This is a genomic window from Acetobacter orientalis, from assembly GCF_000963965.1.
Taxonomy (GTDB): Bacteria; Pseudomonadota; Alphaproteobacteria; order Acetobacterales; family Acetobacteraceae; genus Acetobacter; species Acetobacter orientalis.
The window spans coordinates 221,381-232,297 of sequence record NZ_BAMX01000006.1; the positions used below are offsets into that span (position 1 = coordinate 221,381).

Below are 10,917 nucleotides of genomic sequence, written 5' to 3' on the forward strand. Positions count from 1 at the left end.
ATGGCTGTGGTGTTGGCTTACGCAGGCGTTTTAGCTTGGGATGCAAGAATTTGCTCGGTCAGCACGAGGTCTGCTGGTTTATCAACATCGACCGCGGCTCTGCCGTCTGACAAGCACACAAGAGCTGCTTGTGCACCGGTGAGTTTGCCAATACGGGCGCATAATGCTGCACTGCTCAGTTTTTTGAGAACAGCACGGAGCAACGTAAAGGGGCCAAGCAACCACGCAATACGGAGGGGGTGCTTACGGTTTTTTTCAACCTTAAGCCACAGGCGGGCAACGTTACAGGCCGCAGGTGTGCGGAATAAAAACAGATTGCACCCAGAAAAGGCGAGGTCAGAGAGGCGAATAAACGTGCGTTTAGTAACGGGTACATCGCGCAGCACGGCAGCTTCTGGTGCAACGGCCACGGCTACATCGCATGCGGATGGGTATTTTTGTAGAAACTCCGTAACCCATTCTGGCTTAAGTAGGGCATTGTCAGCTGTTGTGACCAGAAGTGGGGTGCCAAGCTGAGCAAGGCCAGCTAGCACACTGGCACTTGGCCCTTCGGGTTGTGCTGCAATAACACTGATATCTGGCGGTAAAAGCCCATCAAGCACTGCGGGTTGGTCGATACATACCACAATACGGCCAACCTCTGGTGTGGCGCGTAGGGTGGTGAGTACGCGGGTAATCATGGGGGTGCCCGCAACAGGCAAAATGGCTTTATGTGTGACGCCAGCCGCTTGGGCCATGGGGTCTGGCACACCGGGGCGTGTGCCAGCCAGCACCAGAACCGAAAGAGGCGGCATAGATGTGCTCACGCCGCGTGCTGGGTAGAGGGTTTGGCTGTGCTGGTACGGGCACCATCGGGCCGGTCACGCGGGGGGGATCCAGTAAGTTTCATAACCCACGGAAAGCGTTTGGCTTCCTGCACATCATACCCGAGGTTGAACACGGTGGGGCTACGGGGGCGGGCTTTGGCGTCTAGATAGTAGCTGCCAAACAAGCGGTCGACCACAAAGCTGGTAATACCAAAATTACCATCTTCATCATGGAAGTGGTGCAAAACGTGCCGAGCTTTCATGCGTTGAATCCAAGCCGCACTTGGCTTGTAGTTTAAATGCTGAATGCAGTGAAAGAACTCATAGATGCACGTAATGGCAACGCCCGTACCAAAGGCCGTTGCGGCGGCACCCCAGCCACCAATAAGGTAGCCAATAGGCCCGGTAATAATGGCAATGGTAGGTAGGGTGGTAACAGGGGCCCCAAACAGCACGTCAAGCAGGTGCGGGTCTTGGTGGTGGTCAAAATGGATGCGTTTCCATAAAGAGGCTGTCCATTTCATTTTATAAAGTAGCCGCCCATGCAGCACGTAGCGGTGCAGCAGGTACCATGCCAGAGGGTACACCAGAATAACCGCTACGATAGAAACCAGCGTTGCACTCCAGCCAGCAAAAAAATGGGCCGCAGCCACTATGCTGGCAACGACAAGAGCAAAGTATAGCAGAATGGTAGGGTAAGTCAGATAAGCGACCCAGAGTTGCTTGAGGTTCATTTTACCCAAGTCAAAACTACGGCCTGTTTTCAGACTTTGGTTGTTTAGTGTTCCACTCATTTTGCTTCATTCCTCAAAAGCACTGTTACAGCACCCAGCGTAAAAATGATCAGGCCGGGTATTGTCGCAACAGGCGGTGGCAACAAGCCTGCATTGCCCATTGCGCGCAACATGCCTTGCACAATAACAAACAGCAAACCCGCACCCAGACACCAGACCGGTGTCCAGCTTCGTGTGCCTGTACGAGGTGGGATATAGATCACTGGCAACGCAATTAATAGAAGCACCAGCAAGGATAACGGTCTTAAAAACCGCTCTAGCAACCCAGCTTGTAAAAAACCGGGGCTGGAATCTGAGGGTAGGTGGCCACGGAGCATGCCCAAAATTGTGCCAGAAGACAGGGGTGGGTTTTCAGCGGAGAGGCGAATAAAATCCCACGGGTGCAAGGACGTAGGCCATGCACGCTCTGCTTCATCGGGCATATTTTCTGCTGTTGCAGTTTTAACATGCACCACTTTTAGGTCGTGTAAAATCCAACCGCGCGCCTTGCTATAATCGGCACGTTCAGCACGGATCACGTCTTGTAACAAACCTTTCTCATTGCGTGAGTAAAGGGTTACGCCACCCAAAAAATTACCGCCATCGGCAACATAGTTTACCCGTGTTAAGGTAAGACCTTCATGAAACCAGAAGGAATGTCCGTTTTCGGGGTGAGGGTCTGTGCGGTTCCACCATGCAGCCAGAGCTTGCTCTGAGCGTGGTGTTACCTGGTCATCAAGTGTAACGCCTAGCACACCTATAATAAGTGTTGCCGGAATAAGCCGTTTGTATAACCCCACGACAGAAAGGCCCGAGGCCTGTAAAATGGCCATTTCGCTGGCAAGGGTCATTTGGGTAAGGGTAACCAGCGCACCAATAAGAAGGCTAAGGGGTAGGGTGCCTGCCAGCAAAAAGGGCAGACGCATGGTGGCATAAGTAAGAATGCCGCTCACCCCTAAGTGGCGTTGTAAAATGGGCGTTGTTTGTTCGAGCAAGGCTAGAATTTCCAGCAAACCCACCAAAACGGCACCGCATAGTAAAACACGGTTTAACAGCACACCAGAAAGGTAGCGTAGCAGCACAAAGCGAGAAGGCTTGTTAGCAGGCGCGCTCATGCCTTTTGTCCTGCCTTAATAGTACGGCGTTTGCGGTTGTAATGGGCCTTAAATGCTTGAAGGGCGCCAGATTTGTAAACAAGCAGCATAGAGCAGCCAAGAGCAAATATAACAGCTGGTAGCCATATGTTGAGCAGTGATGCGTTTTTAGTAGCCACCATGCTGTGCCCAAATTGGAGCAGATGATCAAACCCGACCAGCGCCAAGAACGCGACAATAAGCCCAGAATTACCCCCTTGGCGCTTGCGCATAATAGCAAGAGCCACCGCCAATACCGGAATAAAGGGAATGGTTAAGCATCGTGCCAGTCTAAAATGTAGCTCTGACAGCATATGCGAAAAAGGTATGCGCGGGTCGTGTCGTATAAGGCGGCTTATGAGCTCGGGTGATGTTAACTCACGCTCATCATCCCCTCTTTCCCGAAATGGGGCGAGGTGGTCGGCTTTTGTGAGATAGCGTGTAGCCGTGTCGAACGATGTGAGTGTTGGGGTTTGGTCGGGTGTTTCTGTAAGGATAGTACCGTCTTGCAGGTCAATTTCAACGGAAGAACCATCTGCAGCAACACGAATTTGGCCATGTACAGCGGTAATTGTTCGGTCGTGCCCTTCTGACGTATCGCGAATAAAAACATCGGTTAGGTGTGACCCGCCTTGATCTACATGGTCAGCGACCAGAGTGAGGGTGTCAGATGGGCGCGCAAAGGTGCGGGACTGCAAACGCGGTGCCCAACCGGTGTGGCTGGCAACATAGAGCGCTTCTCTAAAGTCGTACCGGGCAAGGGGTTGTATAAACCCATACAGAAAAAACGACATAGCCCCCAAAAGCAGACCAAGCAGAATATAGGGGCGAGCAACGCGAGTTAAAGAAATACCACTGCTGTTAATAGCGTCAATTTCTTCATTCTGGCTCATGCGGCGCATGACCGTAAACACGCTGGTACACAGGGCCGCAGGTATGGCCAGACCTAAATAATGCGGCAGGAGTGTGCCGAGTAGGCCCAGAAAAGTTGCAATGTGGTTGTTGCCTGCTGCCAGCAGGTTGAAGAGAACAAGCAGGCGCTCAAGCAGCAATGCCGACATAACAACAGAAAGTGCCACCAGAAATGGCGGCATAACCTGCAAGATCAGGTAACGGTCAAGCATTCCGGGTATGAAGAAGGCTCTGACACGGCGCAAGAAAGGCACAGACTGCATGCGGGTTGTCATAGCGACATTGCACGAGAAAGGCGATGGGGCATAAAGCGGTAAGAGGGGCCATCGTGCATTTTATGGTCCATGCATAAAGCGCGCCGCTGTACGGTTATATCCCACGTGTCTTTTGCCGCTTGAATGGAAATAGCGTTCCACCCCGCAGAGCGGGAAGAGAGTTGTGCGCAGTGCGAGGCAGAGGGCGTACCCAGCACCGGAATGCGGGTCTCTGGTAGGAATGTAAGACTGGCTTTGTGGGAGTGGCCATGCAAAATCAGTTCAGCGCCTTCCTCACGTAAGAGCTGCTGTAACTGTGTGCATTGCCGCAGGCCTTTGCGGCGCGGTACCAGCCCCCGTACGGGCGGGTGGTGTAGTAACACAACGCGGCACAAACCCTCTTTACCCATTTGGCGTAAAAGAGGGCGCAATGCCGCAAGAGCGTGGGGGGCCACGCAGCCAGAGGCCAGAAAAGGTGCGGTAGGAATGGCACTGTTAAGGCCAATAAGCACCACCGGCCCGTGCTGTAAAAGTGATATGCCGTTTTCCATGGTGCGTAGCCATGGCGCCCAAAGGTCTGTCTTGGTCTGGGCCTGCCCGCGAATCAGGGCATCGTGGTTGCCGGGAACCAACAAGGTGGGGGGCAGGTCTTGTGCAGATAGCCAGGCTTGCGCGGCCTGAAATTCAGAAAGCAAGCCAAGATTAGTGAGGTCGCCTGTCATGGCCACCATGTCGGGGTTATGGTGGCGAATATCTTTAACCACGCACGTAAGTGTTTGTGGTAAATGAATATGTTTGCGCCGTAACTGCCAAGATAAGAGCGAAAGAACCCTCTTAAACCGGATTTCCTTCAGGGAAGGCAGCCCAGCCAATGGCAGATGCAGGTCGGACAGGTGGGCAAGTGTGACAGCAGACAAAAACGAGGCTCTCCGGCGTAAGGTGGCCTGATCATAGGACAGTATGTGACAAGCGCACCAACTACAATTATACCACCGACAGCAGCCGGGGCAAAAGGCAACGGCGTTTTTTAATACGCATAGCATGAGTGTCTGAGTGCCAGAACGTTTTGCCTTAATTCACAACCCCCGTAGCCGACGTAATCTCAAGGCAGACCGTCAGTACCTTGAAACAGCGCGCACCATGCTTGGCCCTTTGTTTCATACCCCTGAAACTGCCGTTGCCTTACGCGCAACCATAGAAGAACTGGCACGCCAAAATGTGGAGTGTCTGGTGGTCGATGGGGGAGATGGCACGGTAGGGAAGGTGCTTAGCGTTTTATACGCCTCATCTTACCCAAACCATAAACTGCCCATGATAGCGCTTTTGCCCTCTGGCAATACCAACCTTATTGCCGCTGATGTCGGGTTTGGCAAAAGAGGTGGCGAGGCGCTTGAGCATTTACAGTCTTTGGCGCGGGCGCACCGTTTGGGCGAAAATATTAAGCAGCGCCAGCCGTTGGTTGTCTCTTGGCCGGGGCAGAAACGGGCACCGGAGCTTGGTTTCTTTGGGGGGGCTGGTGCCTTTACCAAAGGGATAGAAATTGCGCACCGCCCAGATATTTTGAATACTTACGCGCATGACGCCGCAGTACTTGCCACATTAATGGTAACAGCGCGGCAGCTCTTCTCTCCCAAATTGCGGCAACAGTGGCTTAATGGTACGCCCGCAGGCTTGGGGCTGGACGGGCAACCGGCTGATGTGCGCAATCGCTTTTTGTTTTTATGTACTGGCCTGCATAAACTCTCCCATAAAATATGGCCTTTCTGGCGGCCTTCTTGGGAGGTTGATAAAGGCATAAGCTATCTGGACATAGACGCACACCCAGAGCGTTTGCTGAGTGCTGTATGGAATTTGATGCGCGGTAAAGCACCATCGTGGATCCAACAAAGCGCATCATATAGAAGCGGTACCGCAGCACGTATCCGCCTGCGGAGCGAGCAGTCGTTTGTGTTAGACGGCGAAGTGCTTGAAACTGGGCCTGAGCAATGTCTGGATATTACTGCGGGGCCTGTGGTCTCTTTTTTACAAGCGTAGGCTAAAGGTAGGGTTGATGTCTGATGCAGCAAGCGCACACGCGCGCTCCTTGGCCGCAAACCTGCTTGCGCAAAGTATTGGCGCAGAAATGGCAACGCCTGTTGCGCCAGAAGTAACAGCGTTTGTAGAGCAACTGATAAAACCAGCCCGCCCACTCGGCGTTTTGTTTTATGGCTCAGGCTTGCGTGGCGGCATACAAGACGACACGTTGCTGGACTTTTACGTTATTCTAAAACGACAATCAGACTGGCCTCGGCCTTGGGCGGCACGCTTAGGCAATGCTCTGTTGCCACCCAATGTTGAATACCATGAAATTGTTGTGCAAGGGCGCTTGTTGCGTGCCAAAGTAGCACTGCTTAGCTTAGTGCAATTTCAAAGACTGACGGGTGTTGCCACATGCGATACAACGGTTTGGGCGCGCTTTTCTCAACCGGTTCGGCTTGTTTGGTCGGAGGGGCATAAAGCAGAGCAGGCTTTGCAACGCTGTGTTATGCGTGCGGTAGTGACCGCAGCCTATTGGGCCGCCGCTTTTGGCCCTGAACGCGCTGAACCAGAAGCCTTTTGGAACGCCCTTTATGCCCGGACATACCAAACTGAATTGCGGGTAGAAAAAGCAGGGCGTGGAGCAGGTATTGTTGCCACATATCCAGAGCGTTTTAAGCGCTTACTTCTGTCGTGTTGGCATATTGCAGGTATAGCCGTTGCACAAAATGGGCAAAATCTAATCCCGCTCATTACGCCGCACCGCCGTGAAGCGTTAGAAAAAGCATGGGTGGTGAGGAAGCGGCTCGGTCGGCCTTTAAATATTTTGCGGCTTATGAAAGCGGCTTTCACCTTCTCAGGTGGGGCACGCTATGCGGCATGGAAAATTGAGCGGCATAGCGGTATTAAGGTGCCTTTAACAGCCTTTGCAGAAAAACACCCCCTTATTGCCGGACCTCCTTTATTGTGGAAGCTGTGGCGCAAGGGGGCGTTTCAAAAAAGCAGTTAAGCGGTTGCTGTGCTTAGCACACCTGCATCAAGACCGGCCTGACGGAAAATCTCAATAGCTTGATCAATTTGTGCGGCTGTGTGTGTTGCCATAACAGAGCAACGGAGCAATGGGCGGTGGTCTGGTGTTGCTGGGGGTACGCTCAGGTTTACATAAACCCCAAGCTCCAGCAGGCGGTTCCACATGACAATGGCCTGGCCCATTTCTTCCAGTGTAACAGCAATAACCGGGCTAACTTGACGGCTGGCATTGAGGCCAATTTTATGAAAACCCGCATGCAGGCGTGCAGCATTGTCCATAAGCTGTGTGCGTAGCTCTGGGTGGGCTTGCATGTCTTCCAGTGCAGCCATGGTGGCGGCAATCACTTCTGGCGGCAAAGAAGCCGTAAACATGTAAGGGCGGCAGTTAAGGCGCACAAACTCAAGTTCTGGGTGGTCAGAGACGCAATAGCCACCAACAGTACCAAGGCTTTTGGAGAAAGTGCCAACAACAAAGTCTACGTCGGCTTCAACACCGGCAGCTTCGGCAACACCTAGCCCTTTTTCGCCCATGACCCCAAAAGAGTGGGCTTCATCGACCAGTAGGTACGAGCCCGTTTCGCGTTTAATGGCTGCCATTTCTGCAACGGGTGCCACGTTGCCGGTCATGGAGTAAATGCCTTCAACCACAACCAGCTTTGCGCCGGGAGTGCCATCAAGGCGTTTTAAGCGTTTGTACAGGTCATCTGCATCGTTATGACGGAAACGAATAACCTGTGCGGGGCTTAAACGGCTGCCGTCGTAAATGCTGGCATGGCTGTCTGCATCCAGAATGAGGTAGTCGTCTTTGCCAACCAACGTAGAAATCATGCCGAGATTGGCTTGGTAGCCGGTTGAAAACACCATGGCATCGCGGCGGTTAAAATAGTCTGCAATGCGTTTTTCAAGCTGGCGGTGCAAAGACTGGGTACCGTTAGCAATACGAGAGCCGGTAGTACCAACGCCATATTTTGCAACAGCGTCTTGCGCAGCTTTAATGGCGCGCTCAGACTGGCTTAGGCCAAGGTAGTTATTGGTGCCAAATAAAAGGGTTTCGCGCCCTTCAATAATCCCAACAGTGGAAGAAAGGGGTTTTTCAATAACAACAGCAAAAGGGTTGCGCCCACCAGCCTGCACAAGCGCACCAAGTGCGCTGGCAGTGCCGTCAAATTTTGCGAAAAGTGACGTCATACGCGCTTAGCCTTTATTTTTAAGGGCAACAATGCAGGCTGCAAGGTCGTTGATGGTACGAATATCGGCCAGTTTATCCAGCGGTACGGACACATCAAGCGTGTCTTCCACTTCCATGACAAAGTTCATGACGGCCAAGGAGTCAAAAGCCAGATCTTCCATGATCTTGCAGTTGCCGTCGATGTCGCGCGGAACTTTGGGGTTTTCAAGAAGCTTCTGGATAATGAGTGCAGAAACGCTTTCAACAGTTTCGCTCATGGTGGATCCCTTCGTCCGTGTACGCATGGAAAGTAAGCGAGTAACCCCGCCGTTGGCGCGTGCTTATGAACGAAAAAAGAAGAGTGTGCCAGTTCTCATCTTACGCACGCACCATGCTCGTGGAGTTTAAGCAGGTTCTACTTCAGGCTGAGGCTCAAAAACACCGCTTAAAAACATTGTGCGGGCTTTTGCGCGGGTCAGCTTACCAGAAGATGTCTGGGGAAGGGCATGGGGGGGCACCAACACCACAGAGACCTCTACGCCATGCAGACGGCGGAAGAGGCTTGCAGCTTCGCTACGTAGCTCTTCACGTGTTTCTGGAGTAGTGGCACGGCACTGAATAAGGGCCACAATTTCTTCCTGTTCCCCTTTTTCTAAAGAGAACACAGCTACATCGCGGCTACGCAGGGTAGGCAGCTCATTTTCAGCAGACCATTCAAGGTCTTGCGGCCAAATGTTACGGCCATTGATAATAATCAGGTCTTTCGCGCGGCCCGTTACAACAATCTGGCCATTCAGCATATAACCAAGGTCGCCTGTGTTCAGCCACTTTTGGGTATCTATTGCTTTTATGGTTTCTTCAGGTTGGCGGAAGTAGCCGTCCATCAGGCTGGGGCCACGTACAAAGATCGTGCCAACGGTGCGGTCTGGTAGCACGTTGCCTTCGGCATCCCGTACTTCCAAGCCGTGGTGTGGTAGCACTTTACCGCAGAGCACAAAGGTGCGTGACGGTGCGTTGGCTGATTTCGGGGCAACAGCCAAGCCTTGGCTTTCCAGCACACTCAGGTCAACCGTGTCGGTCTGAATACCAGTGTTAAGCGGTGCAAAGCTAATGGCAAGCGTTGCTTCTGCCATGCCATAGCTGGCTTCAAATGCTCTTTTATCAAACCCGGCAGAGGCAAAGCGTTCGGCAAAAATTTCCAGAATATGGGGGCGGATCATATCGCCACCAATACCGGCCACGCGCCAGCTTGAAAGGTCAAGCCCTTCAGCCGCAGGGCGGCGTGCGCAAAGCTCGTACCCAAATGAGGGGCTGTAAGCGAGTGTGCCGCGGTTACGGCTAATCAGATCCAGCCAAACATGGGGGCGGCGTGCAAACTCACGGGTCGGCAGCATGTCAACCGTAAGCTGGCAGGTCATAGGGGTGAGAAAGAAGCCCACAAGACCCATATCATGGTACAGTGGCAACCAAGAGACGCAACGGTCATCGGTTTCGCGCACTTGCAAGCCGTCATGCGCAATGGCGGCTACGTTGGCCATGCCAGATTTTTGGCTCACACAAACCCCCATAGGGAAACGGGTGCTGCCAGAAGAAAACTGAAGGTAAGAGAGGGCTTCAGGCTTGATTTCCGGCAGGGCCATCTCTGGCACAGGGCGCGCCATCAGTTCACCAGGGGAGCCCGCGAAAACCAACCCAAGGCCGCTAACAATATCGTTTGTCCAGCCTTCAATAATTTGCGGAATAATAACCGCACTTGCGCCCGCGCTGGTAATCATGCCGCGTAGGGTCGCAAGATAAGCCTCTTTACCAGCAAACGCTACGGGTAGCGGTAGCGGGGCAGAGACCAGCCCTGCATACTGGCAGCCAAAGAAAATACGCGCAAAGTCACCATCGCTCTCGGCAACAATGGCAACGCGGTCACCGGGCTGTAAGCCCATGCCCAGCAGGCGCAGGCCAGTTTCAATGGCTTGCTCACGCAATTTTTTATAGGGCAGGGCTTCTAAGAGCACACCTTTGCCTGAATAAATATTGAAGCCCGCATTCCCTTGTGCTGCATAATCCAAAGCAGCAGGAAAGGTCGGAAAATCCCCATAACGGCGTTGCTGTCCGGAATTTGTTGGAACCGGCTGCAAGGTCTCTTCGTTTAAGGTAGAAGAAGCAGAGTTCATAACGTTCATTCAGCTAGCCATTCGAAGAAATTCAATAATTGCGTCAGCGCCCTATAGCGCAGTGTGTCCGCGCCTCTGTTAGGGCGAACGTGTCGCCTATATAGTCTTTTTTGGGATTCACAAAAGTATCATGTGTGCAAAAAGCGTCATTTGATGTTTTTTAGGGCGGTTGAAAGCCTTCTTTTATAGCGTCACATATATAGAGTTATCGTCTTGCCGTGAGCCGCTAAGCTTCTTGCAGCGTTTAAGAAAATCACGCTGCCAATACGTTACACTCTAATAGGGTATGGTCTGAAACGTTTCGTAATACTTCTTGTTTGAAGTGGGTGCGTATTTTCCTCGGTTTCAGCAGTGTGCTCATGCCTAATATACAGATACGCAACTGCGTCACGATTCCAAGTTGCGGAAGTTTGTCTCTCCTTACAAATCAACGCATGGCATTAGCCCACTGAGTATGTGTGGTGTTAACGTTGAAAGGGGAGGGGAGCAGCAGTTGGTTGCCACCGGTGAACGCGATTGGCGATGGCTAACGGAATGGTCTTTCCAATCAAGTAACTAGCTTGCGCAGCGCGACTTCAAATCGGCGCCAACATAAAAATGTAAAAAAAGCATTTTTTGGTGTTGACGGTTTTGTGGTGTGGGTATAGAAACCGCTTCA

At 52.4% G+C, this 10,917-nt stretch carries 10 protein-coding genes; 2 read left to right on the plus strand and 8 right to left on the minus strand.

Features of this window, described 5'->3' with window-relative positions:
* Window positions 1-17: 17 nt before the first annotated feature.
* The 5 genes from Abor_RS02705 to Abor_RS02725 are packed head-to-tail and all read right to left on the minus strand — an operon-like array spanning window position 18 to window position 4,795.
* Complete coding sequence (locus Abor_RS02705) at window positions 18-806, minus strand: nucleotidyltransferase family protein (protein ID WP_371861256.1); 789 nt, start codon at window positions 804-806, stop codon at window positions 18-20.
* Window positions 803-1,600: a sterol desaturase family protein gene (locus Abor_RS02710; protein ID WP_048840276.1), complete on the minus strand. Its 798-nt coding sequence runs from the start codon at window positions 1,598-1,600 to the stop codon at window positions 803-805. The genes Abor_RS02705 and Abor_RS02710 overlap by 4 nt, the downstream gene beginning before the upstream one ends.
* Window positions 1,597-2,694 (minus strand): LptF/LptG family permease, encoded by a 1,098-nt coding sequence (locus Abor_RS02715; protein WP_048840277.1) that lies wholly within the window; start codon window positions 2,692-2,694, stop codon window positions 1,597-1,599. The genes Abor_RS02710 and Abor_RS02715 overlap by 4 nt, the downstream gene beginning before the upstream one ends.
* Window positions 2,691-3,899 (minus strand): LptF/LptG family permease, encoded by a 1,209-nt coding sequence (locus Abor_RS02720; RefSeq protein ID WP_048840278.1) that lies wholly within the window; start codon window positions 3,897-3,899, stop codon window positions 2,691-2,693. Before Abor_RS02720 ends, Abor_RS02715 begins: the two co-directional genes overlap by 4 nt.
* Window positions 3,896-4,795: a metallophosphoesterase family protein gene (locus Abor_RS02725; protein WP_244877857.1), complete on the minus strand. Its 900-nt coding sequence runs from the start codon at window positions 4,793-4,795 to the stop codon at window positions 3,896-3,898. The genes Abor_RS02720 and Abor_RS02725 overlap by 4 nt, the downstream gene beginning before the upstream one ends.
* A gap of 136 nt (window positions 4,796-4,931) precedes the next feature.
* Between Abor_RS02725 and Abor_RS02730 the strand changes: the two genes are divergently transcribed.
* Window positions 4,932-5,912 (plus strand): diacylglycerol/lipid kinase family protein, encoded by a 981-nt coding sequence (locus Abor_RS02730; protein WP_048840279.1) that lies wholly within the window; start codon window positions 4,932-4,934, stop codon window positions 5,910-5,912.
* Between the two features lie 88 nt (window positions 5,913-6,000).
* Window positions 6,001-6,903: a hypothetical protein gene (locus Abor_RS02735; protein ID WP_181014197.1), complete on the plus strand. Its 903-nt coding sequence runs from the start codon at window positions 6,001-6,003 to the stop codon at window positions 6,901-6,903.
* Here Abor_RS02735 and spt read toward each other — a convergent pair.
* The 3 genes from spt to Abor_RS02750 all read right to left on the minus strand — a co-directional run bounded on the left by spt (window position 6,900) and on the right by Abor_RS02750 (window position 10,268).
* On the minus strand, window positions 6,900-8,111 hold the full coding sequence (gene spt / locus Abor_RS02740) for a serine palmitoyltransferase (RefSeq protein ID WP_048840281.1): 1,212 nt from the start codon (window positions 8,109-8,111) through the stop codon (window positions 6,900-6,902). The genes Abor_RS02735 and spt overlap by 4 nt on opposite strands.
* Window positions 8,112-8,117: 6 nt before the next feature.
* Entirely contained in the window at window positions 8,118-8,369 is a 252-nt protein-coding gene (locus Abor_RS02745) for an acyl carrier protein (protein ID WP_048840282.1), read from the minus strand.
* Between the two features lie 126 nt (window positions 8,370-8,495).
* Window positions 8,496-10,268: a fatty acyl-AMP ligase gene (locus tag Abor_RS02750; RefSeq protein ID WP_146855124.1), complete on the minus strand. Its 1,773-nt coding sequence runs from the start codon at window positions 10,266-10,268 to the stop codon at window positions 8,496-8,498.
* Window positions 10,269-10,917: the final 649 nt, after the last annotated feature.

Excerpts from the sequence above, each read along its gene's own strand:
- Abor_RS02710 (WP_048840276.1), bottom strand. The coding sequence starts at position 1,600 with ATGAGTGGAACACTAAACAACCAAAGTCTGAAAACAGGCCGTAGTTTT.
- Abor_RS02715 (WP_048840277.1), bottom strand. The coding sequence starts at position 2,694 with ATGAGCGCGCCTGCTAACAAGCCTTCTCGCTTTGTGCTGCTACGCTAC.
- Abor_RS02735 (WP_181014197.1), top strand. The coding sequence starts at position 6,001 with ATGGCAACGCCTGTTGCGCCAGAAGTAACAGCGTTTGTAGAGCAACTG.
- Abor_RS02720 (WP_048840278.1), bottom strand. The coding sequence starts at position 3,899 with ATGACAACCCGCATGCAGTCTGTGCCTTTCTTGCGCCGTGTCAGAGCC.
- spt (WP_048840281.1), bottom strand. The coding sequence starts at position 8,111 with ATGACGTCACTTTTCGCAAAATTTGACGGCACTGCCAGCGCACTTGGT.
- Abor_RS02750 (WP_146855124.1), bottom strand. The coding sequence starts at position 10,268 with ATGAACGTTATGAACTCTGCTTCTTCTACCTTAAACGAAGAGACCTTG.
- Abor_RS02745 (WP_048840282.1), bottom strand. The coding sequence starts at position 8,369 with ATGAGCGAAACTGTTGAAAGCGTTTCTGCACTCATTATCCAGAAGCTT.